The organism is Streptomyces sp. SPB074 (assembly GCF_000154905.1).
Lineage (GTDB): Bacteria > Actinomycetota > Actinomycetes > Streptomycetales > Streptomycetaceae > Streptomyces.
In genome coordinates this window covers 1,841,385-1,849,538 of sequence record NZ_GG770539.1, presented here as the reverse complement: position 1 = coordinate 1,849,538, position 8,154 = coordinate 1,841,385, and the positions used below count along the sequence as shown (strand labels likewise).

The 8,154-nt window shown below is 72.6% G+C and carries 7 protein-coding genes; 2 read left to right on the top strand and 5 right to left on the bottom strand.

What is annotated here, in order from left to right; translation table 11 throughout:
- Window positions 1-27: 27 nt before the first annotated feature.
- From pyk to pta, 3 genes are all read right to left on the bottom strand, one after another.
- Window positions 28-1,458 (bottom strand): pyruvate kinase, encoded by a 1,431-nt coding sequence (gene pyk, locus SSBG_RS07305; protein ID WP_008745561.1) that lies wholly within the window; start codon window positions 1,456-1,458, stop codon window positions 28-30.
- A gap of 237 nt (window positions 1,459-1,695) precedes the next feature.
- The gene (locus SSBG_RS07300) at window positions 1,696-2,925 is read right to left on the bottom strand and encodes an acetate kinase (RefSeq protein WP_008745560.1); all 1,230 of its coding nucleotides are present in this window, start codon (window positions 2,923-2,925) and stop codon (window positions 1,696-1,698) included.
- 51 nt (window positions 2,926-2,976) lie between these two features.
- Complete coding sequence (pta, locus tag SSBG_RS07295) at window positions 2,977-5,067, bottom strand: phosphate acetyltransferase (protein ID WP_008745559.1); 2,091 nt, start codon at window positions 5,065-5,067, stop codon at window positions 2,977-2,979.
- A gap of 406 nt (window positions 5,068-5,473) precedes the next feature.
- On the opposite strand from pta, the gene SSBG_RS07290 reads away from it, so the two are divergent.
- Window positions 5,474-6,499 (top strand): ATP-dependent 6-phosphofructokinase, encoded by a 1,026-nt coding sequence (locus tag SSBG_RS07290; RefSeq protein ID WP_008745558.1) that lies wholly within the window; start codon window positions 5,474-5,476, stop codon window positions 6,497-6,499.
- 115 nt (window positions 6,500-6,614) lie between these two features.
- Window positions 6,615-7,007, top strand: a complete 393-nt coding sequence (locus tag SSBG_RS07285; RefSeq protein WP_037871205.1) for a nuclear transport factor 2 family protein — start codon at window positions 6,615-6,617, stop codon at window positions 7,005-7,007.
- Window positions 7,008-7,122: 115 nt separating this feature from the next.
- Here SSBG_RS07285 and SSBG_RS07280 read toward each other — a convergent pair whose 3' ends face one another.
- Both SSBG_RS07280 and SSBG_RS07275 read right to left on the bottom strand, forming a co-directional pair.
- Complete coding sequence (locus SSBG_RS07280; RefSeq protein ID WP_008745556.1) at window positions 7,123-7,806, bottom strand: response regulator; 684 nt, start codon at window positions 7,804-7,806, stop codon at window positions 7,123-7,125.
- A partial coding sequence (locus SSBG_RS07275; protein ID WP_158677751.1) for a sensor histidine kinase occupies window positions 7,803-8,154 on the bottom strand: 352 nt, incomplete at its 5' end. The genes SSBG_RS07280 and SSBG_RS07275, both read right to left, overlap by 4 nt.

Genomic DNA, 8,154 nt, shown 5'->3' with positions numbered 1-8,154 from the left:
CCTCCCACGTACGCCGTTCCGCCCTGCTCAGCCCTGCCGGTTGTCGCCCAGGTGGTGGACCCGGACGAGGTTCGTGGAGCCCGGGACGCCGGGGGGCGAGCCCGCCGTGATGACCACGGTGTCGCCGTCCTTGAGCCAGCCCAGCTTCACCGACTCGGCGTCCACGAGGTCGACCATCGCGTCCGTCGTCTCCACGTGCGGCACGAGGTAGGGGGTCACGCCCCAGCTCAGCGCGAGCTGGTTGCGCGTGGACTCCTCCGTCGTGAAGGCGAGGACCGGCTGGGCGGTGCGGTAGCGGGCCAGGCGGCGCGCGGTGTCGCCGGACTGCGTGAAGGCGGCGAGCGCGTTCGCGTCCAGGAAGTCCGCGATCTCGGCGGCGGCACGGGCCACCGATCCGCTCTGGGTGCGCGGCTTCTTGCCCTCGTCCAGCGGCTTGAGGCCCTGCGAGAGCAGCGCCTCCTCGGCCGCCGTGACGATCTTCGACATCGTCTTGACGGTCTCGATCGGGTACGCGCCCACGCTCGACTCGGCCGACAGCATGACCGCGTCGGCGCCGTCGAGGATCGCGTTCGCGACGTCGCTCGCCTCGGCGCGCGTCGGCCGCGAGTTGGTGATCATGGACTCCATCATCTGGGTCGCCACGACCACCGGCTTCGCGTTGCGCCGGCACATCTCCACGAGGCGCTTCTGCACCAGCGGGACCTTCTCCAGCGGGTACTCCACGGCGAGGTCGCCGCGCGCCACCATGACGGCGTCGAAGGCGAGGACGACCTCCTCCATGTTCGCGACGGCCTGCGGCTTCTCGACCTTCGCGATGACGGGGAGGCGCTTGCCCTCCTCGTCCATGATCTTGTGGACGTCCTTGACGTCCGAGGCGTCGCGCACGAAGGAGAGCGCGATCATGTCCGCGCCGGTGCGCAGCGCGAAGCGGAGGTCCTCGACGTCCTTCTCGGAGAGCGCGGGCACGTTCACGGCCGCGCCGGGAAGGTTGATGCCCTTGTGGTCGGAGACGACACCGCCCTCGATGACGATGGTGCGGACCCGGGGGCCCTCGACCGAGGTGACCTTGAGCTCGACGTTGCCGTCGTTGATGAGGATCGGGTCGCCCTTGGCGACGTCGCCCGGGAGGCCCTTGTACGTCGTGCCGCAGATCGTGCGGTCGCCCTGCACGTCCTCCACGGTGATGGTGAACTCGTCGCCGCGCACCAGCTCCACGGGACCGTCGGCGAAGGTCTCCAGGCGGATCTTCGGGCCCTGGAGGTCGAAGAGGACCCCGACGGTCCTGCCGCTGTCGGCGGCGGCCTGGCGGACGCGCTGGTAGCGCCCGAGGTGTTCTTCGTGCGAGCCGTGGCTCATGTTGAGCCGGGCCACGTTCATGCCGGCTTCGATAAGGGCCTTCAGCTGATCGTAGGAGTCGACCGCTGGACCGAGAGTGCAGACGATTTTGGAACGGCGCATGAGGCAAATCCTATCGGTTTGTTTCGGGGCGGGATTAACGGACTACCGGAAGAACACATGGGCGCGGGACCGCTCAGACGAAAGGGTTTCCCCGGGCCCGGGGAACCGCCCGACGCAGCGACACATGGGCGGTGCCGCGCTCAAGTGGGCCACCGGAATCCCGTGAAACCGGCCCCCGAAGGCGCCCCGCAATACGCGGCACGAGCACCCGGCGGGAATCGCGGAAATCGCGGGAATTCAGCCCCGTACCCCCCCTTCCGTGACGAGTCCGTACGTCTGCCGCGCGATCTCCAGTTCCTCGTCCGTCGGCACGACCGCGACGGTGACCGGCGTCCCCTCCGGCGAGATGACGCGGGCCCGCTTCTCGCGCACCGCGTTGCGCTCCGGGTCCACGGCGAGCCCGAAACCGCTCAGCCCCGCCACGGCCGCCGCGCGCACCGGCGCCGAGTTCTCGCCCACCCCGGCCGTGAAGACGAGCGCGTCCACCCGGCCGAGCACGGCGCTGTACGCGCCGATGTACTTGCGCAGCCGGTGGACGTACACGTCGAAGGCGAGCCGCGCGGCGCGGTCGCCCTCCTCCGTCCGGCGGGTGATCTCACGCATGTCGTTGTCACCGCACAGCCCGAGAAGGCCGCTCTTCTTGTTCAGCAGCACGTCCACATCCTCGGCCGACATGTCCGCGTTCCGCATCAGGTGGAAGACCACGGCGGGGTCGATGTCCCCCGACCGGGTGCCCATCACGAGCCCTTCCAAGGGGGTCAGTCCCATCGAGGTGTCCACACTGCGGCCCCCGCGCACCGCGGCGGCCGAGGCCCCGTTGCCGAGGTGCAGGACGATCGTGTTCGTCTCCTCGTAGGGCCGCCCGAGCAGCGCGGCCGTCGCCCGCGAGACGTAGGCGTGCGAGGTGCCGTGCGCCCCGTAGCGGCGCACGCGGTGCGCGTCCGCCACGGCGGTGTCGAGCGCGTAGCGCGAGGCGGCCTCGGGCATGTGCGCGTGGAAGGCCGTGTCGAAGACCGCGACCTGCGGCAGCGAGGGGTTCAGGCGCCGCGCGGTACGGATGCCCGCGAGGCCCGCCGGGTTGTGCAGCGGGGCGACCGGGATCAGCCGCTCGATCTCACGCTCCACGTGGTGGTCCACGCGCGTGGGCCCGTCGAAGAGCCGGCCGCCGTGCACGATGCGGTGCCCGACGGCGAGCAGCTCCGGCGAGTCGAGCCCGAGCCCGTCGCGCGACAGCTCGGCCGCGACCGCGTCGAGCGCCTCGTCGTGGTCGGCGACGCGGCCCTCGCGGGTACGGGTCGCGGGCTCGGCGCCCGTCAGGAGGGTGTGCTCGACGCGCGAGGTCCGCTCCCCGATCCGCTCCACGAGACCGGTCGCGAGCCGCGACTCCTCCCGCATGTCGAGGAGCTGGTACTTGACCGAGGAGGAGCCGGAGTTGAGGACGAGCACACGGGTGGGTGAGGCGGACACGAGGGCCTTCCGTTGGGTCCGTGGGGGAGCGGTGGGCGGGAGGGCGGCACGCTACGCGGTCGCCTCCGCGTTCCCGCTCTGCCCCGCCTGGATCGCCGTGATGGCGACGGTGTTCACGATGTCCTCGACGAGGGCGCCGCGCGAGAGGTCGTTGACGGGCTTGCGCAGGCCCTGGAGGACCGGCCCGATCGCGACGGCGTTCGCCGAGCGCTGCACGGCCTTGTACGTGTTGTTGCCCGTGTTGAGGTCGGGGAAGACCAGCACCGTCGCGCGCCCCGCCACCGGCGAGTCCGGCAGCTTCGTCGCGGCGACGGAGGGCTCGACGGCCGCGTCGTACTGGATGGGGCCCTCGATGAGCAGATCCGGGCGCTCGGCCCGCACCAGCTCCGTGGCCTGCCGCACCTTGTCCACGTCCGCGCCCGAGCCGGAGGTCCCCGTCGAGTACGAGAGCATCGCGATCCGGGGCTCGACGCCGAAGGCCGCCGCCGTCGTCGCGGACTGGATCGCGATGTCCGCGAGCTGCTCGGCGTCCGGGTCGGGGTTGACGGCGCAGTCCGCGTAGACGAGGACCTTGTCGGCCAGGCACATGAAGAACGCCGAGGAGACGAGCTTCGCGTCCGGGCGGGTCTTGATGACCTCGAAGGCCGGGCGGATCGTCGCGGCCGTCGAGTGCACCGCGCCCGAGACCATGCCGTCCGCGAGCCCGGCGCGCACCATGAGCGTCCCGAAGTAGTTCACGTCGGCGACCACGTCGTGCGCCAGCTCCTCCGTCACGCCCTTGTGCGCCCGCAGCCCCGCGTACTCGCGCGCGAAGCGCCCGCGCAGCTCGGAGTCGCGCGGGTCGAGCAGTTCGGCGCCTTCGAGGTCCACCCCGAGGTCCGCGGCCTTCTTGCGGATGACGGCGGGGTCGCCGAGCAGCGTCAGCGCGCACACCGAGCGGCGCAGCAGCACGTCCGCCGCGCGCAGCACGCGCTCCTCGGTGGCCTCGGGGAGCACGACGCGACGGCGCCGCGCGCGGGCCTGCTCGATGAGCTTGTGCGCGAACATCATCGGCGTGACCCGGCCGCTGCCCGCGACCTGGATGCGGTCCAGGAGCGCCGGACCGTTGACCCAGCGTTCGAAGAGGCCGAGCGCGGTCTCCGTCTTGCGCGGGGTCGCCGCGCCGAGACGGCCTTCCAGGGTGAACAGCTCCGTCGCGGTCGGGAAGCTGTTGCCCGGTACGGAGACGAGCGGGGTGCCCGGCGCGAGCTGGGCGGCGAGGTTCAGTATCCCCTGGTCGGGGCGCTCGCCGAGGGTCAGCAGGACGCCCGCGATGGCCGGTGCGGAGGCCGAGTGCGCGGCCAGCGCGCCCACGACGAGGTCGGAGCGGTCGCCCGGGGTCACGACCAGGCAGCCGGGGGTGAGCGCGTGCAGGAAGTTCGGCAGCGTCGCGCCGCCGAAGACGAAGTCGAGCGCGTCCCGCGACAGCCCGGCCTCGTCGCCGAGGAGAACCGTTCCGCCGAGGGTGTGCGTGATCTGCGCGACGGTCGGCGCCGACAGGCTCGGCTCGTCCGGCAGGACGTACACCGGCACGCCGATCCGCCCGGTCAGGCGCTCCTGCACGAGGTCGCGGTCGGCGGGCGCGACCCGGTTCACGATCATCGCGAGGACGTCGCAGCCCCGGCCCGCGTAGGCGTGGTACGCGTTGTGCGCCTCCGAGCGCACCGACTCGGCCGACTGCTCCTTGCCGCCCACGACGGGCAGCACGAAGGCGCCGAACTCGTTGGCGAGCCGCGCGTTCAGGCCCAGCTCGTCGGGGAGCTGGGTGTGGGCGAAGTCCGTGCCGATCACCAGGACCGCGTCGTACTCCGCCGCGAGCCGCTGGTAGTCCTCCACGAGCCGCGAGACGAGTTCGTTCAGGCCCCGTTCGGCCTGGAGCGCGTTCGCCGCCGCGTAGTGCATCCCGAAGACCGAGTCCGGCGGCTGGGAGAGCCGGTAGCGCTCGCGGAACAACTCGTACATGCGGTCCGGGCCGTCGTGGACGAGCGGCCGGAAGACCGCGACCCGGTCGACCCTGCGGGTCAGCAGCTCCATGACCCCCAGCTCGACGACCTGCCGCCCGTCCCCCCGGTCGGTCCCGGTCACATAGACACTGCGCGACACCGGTATTTCTCCGTTTCCCTACTCATACGAATTCGGGAGTACTCATCGGAGCACCCCGGAATCGTTCTCGGCGCCCCACGCGAAGCGCGGGAGAATGCGCGAGAACTCATAGGACAAAAACACCTGATCTGCTGAGCCTGCCCCCTTGACACTACCCACAGCACTCGGTATGCCGCCCGCGCGGTCCCCCGGCGCGTCCGCATTTCCGCACGCCCCCGGCCGTTGTTCCGCTCCGGCGACGGTAATCGCGCGCCCCCGGGGCGGACGTCTGTTCCGGCCTTTCCACGGGCGTGCGAGAATCGGCCCGAGTTCAGGGGGAGCCCGCACCGTCCATCCGCGTTCTTCGCGTCCCTTCCCGTCCCTCAACCCCCGCGCACCTCTAGTAAGCGAGCAGGAGAACAGCACGATGCGCATCGGAATTCTCACCGCAGGCGGCGACTGCCCGGGCCTCAACGCAGTGATCCGGTCGGTCGTGCACCGCGCCGTCACGCATCACGGCGACGAGGTGATCGGGTTCGAGGACGGGTACAAGGGTCTGCTCGACCGGCGCTACCGCGAACTCGACCTCGACGCGGTGAGCGGCATCCTCGCCCGGGGCGGCACCATCCTCGGCTCGGCCCGCCTGGAGCGGGGCAGGCTCGCCGAAGCCTGCGCCAACGCGCCGGAACTCGCCCGCGAACTGGGCATCGACGTCCTCATCCCGATCGGCGGCGAGGGCACTTTGACCGCCGCGCGGATGCTCTCCGAGAGCGGGATGCCCGTCGTCGGCGTGCCGAAGACGATCGACAACGACATCTCCTCGACCGACCGCACCTTCGGCTTCGACACCGCCGTCGGCGTCGCGACCGAGGCGATCGACCGCCTCAAGACCACCGCTGAGTCGCACCAGCGCGTCATGGTGGTCGAGGTCATGGGCCGCCACGCGGGCTGGATCGCGCTCGAATCCGGCATGGCGGGCGGCGCGCACGGCATCTGCCTGCCCGAGCGGCCCTTCGACCCGGCCGACCTCGTGAAGATGGTCGAGGAGCGCTTCGCGCGCGGCAAGAAGTTCGCCGTCATCTGCGTCGCCGAGGGCGCCCACCCGGCGGCCGGGACGATGGACTACGGCAAGGGCGAGATCGACCAGTTCGGCCACGAGCGCTTCCGGGGCATCGGCACGGCCCTCGCCTACGAGCTGGAATCGCGCCTCGGCAAGGAGGCCCGCCCGGTCATCCTCGGCCACGTCCAGCGCGGGGGCACCCCGACCGCCTACGACCGCGTCCTCGCCACCCGCTTCGGCTGGTACGCCGTCGAGGCCGCCCACCGCGGCGACTTCGGCAACATGACCTCCCTGCGCGGCACGGACGTCGTGATGGTCCCCCTCGCGGAGGCGGTGACGGCGCTCAAGACGGTCCCCGCCGAGCGGATGGAAGAGACGGAGTCGGTGTTCTAGAGCCGGCCCGGCCGGACCCGGAGGCCCGGACCCGGGTCGCGGGACCCGGCCGGAACGGGGCGACGCCCCCCGCCCGCCTTCCCCCCTCCCTCCCCCCGAAGCAGAGGTGATCGTGATGCGCGCCTTCCGTGAGGCCGTCGAGGCCCGTGACCTGGACGCCGTCGAGGCACTGCTCGCCGAGGACGTCGTCTTCACGAGCCCCGTCGTCCACAAGCCCTACCGCGGCAGGGCGATCACCGCGGCGATCCTGCGCGGGGTGCTCCGCGTCTTCGAGGACTTCCGCTACGTGAAGGAGATCGGGGAGGCGGACGGGGCCGACCACGCCCTCGTCTTCGCGACGCGCGTCGGGGACCGCGAGCTGACCGGCTGCGACTTCCTGCACGTGAACGAGGCGGGGCTCATCGACACGTTCACGGTCATGGTCCGGCCGCTGTCCGGCGCGCAGGCGCTCGCGGAGGCCATGGGGGCGCAGTTCGAGCGGATCACGCGCGAGGCCGCCTCCGGCTGAACCGCCGGCCGCGCCTGAGCCGTCAGCCGCGCCCGAACCGCCGGCCGCCTGAACCGCCGGCCGTGCCTGAACCGCCGGCCGCCTGAGCCGGCAACCGTGTGAGCCGCCCGAGCCGTCAGCCGCGCGCCTCCCAGTGGTAGTGCAGCTCGGGGCGCCCCACCTGGCCGTAGCGCGGGGCGCGCGTCGCGAGGCCGGCCGTGACGAGGTGTTCGAGGTAGCGGCGGGCCGTGATGCGGGACAGGCCCGCGAGGGCCGCCGCCGACTGGGCGGTGAGCCCGTCCTCGCCCGCCGCGCGCAGCGCCTGCGTGACCCGGTCCAGGGTCGGGGCGCTCAGCCCCTTCGGCGGGTCGGCGGGGCGCGGTGCGCGCAGCGCCGCGAGGGCCCGGTCCACGTCCTCCTGGCCGGCCGCCTCGCCCGCCGCCGCCCGGAACTCCCCGTACCGCACGAGCCGGTCGCGCAGCGTCGCGAAGGTGAACGGCTTGAGGACGTACTGCACGACGCCGAGCGAGACCCCCTCGCGCACCACCGCGAGGTCCCGCGCCGAGGTGACGGCGATGACGTCGGCGCGGTGCCCCGCCGAGCGCAGTCCGCGCAGCAACTGGAGCCCGTGCCCGTCGGGCAGGTACAGGTCGAGGAGCACGAGATCGACGGGCGTGCGCTCCAGGGCGCGGCGCGCGGACGCCGCCGAGTGGGCGACCGCCGCGACCGTGAAGCCCGGCACGCGCTCGACGTACAGGCGGTGCGCGTCGGCGGCCACGGTCTCGTCCTCCACGACGAGGACCCGGACGGGCTCGGTCATCGCGTCCCTCCCGCGGCCAGCGGCATCCGCACCGTGAACTCGGCGCCGCCGCCCGTGTGCTGCCGGGCGGCCACGGTGCCGCCCGCGCGTCCCGCCGCCTGCCGTACGAGCGCGAGCCCGAGGCCGTGCGCGCCCGGCTCGGCGGCCTTGGTCGACCAGCCGTCGCGGAAGGCGTCCTCCAGGTGTGCGGGGTCGAGCCCGGGACCGTTGTCGGCGACACGCAGCAGCAACTCGTCGCCCTCGGGGCCGCGTTCGGCGCGCGCGGTGACGGTGACCCGGGCGCCGGGGGTGCCCTGCGCGGCCTCCACGGCGTTGTCCACGAGGTTGCCGAGGATCGTCACGAGGTCG